Here is a 1,072-nt window from a genome sequence, read left to right as displayed (position 1 = left end):
CGCTGGCCGCCGATCTCGGCGTCGCCCCGGGGAGCGTGGTGCTCGGCGGCCGGTCGTTCGGCGGCCGGATGTGCGCGCAGGCGGTGGCCGACGGTCTGCCCGCCGCAGGTCTGGTGCTGCTGTCGTACCCGTTGCACCCGCCGGGCCACCCGGACCGGCTGCGCACCGAGCCCCTGGCCGCCCTCACGCTGCCGGTGCTCGCGATCAGCGGCGCCCGGGACCCGTACGGTTCCCCCGACGAGCTCACCGCGCATCTGCCGGCGCAGACCCGGCTCATCGTCGTCCCGGGCACCCACACCCCTGTCGACCACGACGAGGTGGCCGCGGCCGTCGCCGACTGGTTGCGAACCCTCACCTGATCGACACCTCGGGGTCGCCGCCCAGCGCCTATCGTCACTGGGGTGAAGCTCCGTTCTCCCTGGTGGTGGGCCCTGGCCGCCGCCGTCGTCGTGGCCGTCGGACCGATCGCCTGGGTGCAGGTGACCGGGTCGCGCCACGTGGCGGCCGACCGGCAGTCGGTGCGCCGGGCACCCGTCGCGATCGTGTTCGGCGCCGGTCTGCAGGCCGGTGGCCGCCCGTCGGTGTACCTGGAGCGCCGGCTGGAGGCCGCCCGGGCGCTGTACGCCGACGGCACGGTGGGCGTCATCCTGGTGAGCGGCGACAACGGCACCCCGGCGCACGACGAGCCCACCGCGATGCGCGACTGGCTGGTGTCCCACGGTGTGCCGGACGCCGCCGTCGTGCGGGACTTCGCCGGCTTCGACACGCACGACACCTGCGTCCGGGCGCACGACGTGTTCGGCGTGGACGACGCCGTGCTGCTCACCCAGGACTACCACCTGCCCCGTGCCCTGTTCAGCTGCGCGCAGGCCGGCGTCCGGTCGACGGGGCTGGGCGTCTCGTCCTCGAGCGTGACGCCGAAGCAGGCGCTCGTGTGGCGGCTGCGCGAGCTGCCCGCGTCGTGGAAGGCCTGGTGGGATGCGACGACCGGCCGCACCCCCCGGTTCGACGGGCCGCCCGAGACCTCGGTCGCGCAGGCCCTCGCGGCCTCCGGCTGGCGCTGACCGCACCC

2 protein-coding genes are annotated in these 1,072 nt (G+C 75.6%); both read left to right on the top strand.

The genetic code is table 11. From position 1 onward, the window contains the following. Positions 1-359: alpha/beta hydrolase family protein (locus tag F2B26_RS16420; RefSeq protein WP_328698707.1), on the top strand; the 359-nt coding region annotated here is incomplete at its 5' end. Positions 360-401: 42 nt separating this feature from the next. Continuing rightward, positions 402-1,064, top strand: a complete 663-nt coding sequence (locus tag F2B26_RS16415; protein ID WP_235929731.1) for a SanA/YdcF family protein — start codon at positions 402-404, stop codon at positions 1,062-1,064. Positions 1,065-1,072: the final 8 nt, after the last annotated feature.

It is taken from the genome of Cellulomonas citrea, assembly GCF_009829685.1.
GTDB lineage: Bacteria > Actinomycetota > Actinomycetes > Actinomycetales > Cellulomonadaceae > Cellulomonas > Cellulomonas citrea.
This window is presented reverse-complemented; position numbering and strand designations above follow the sequence as displayed.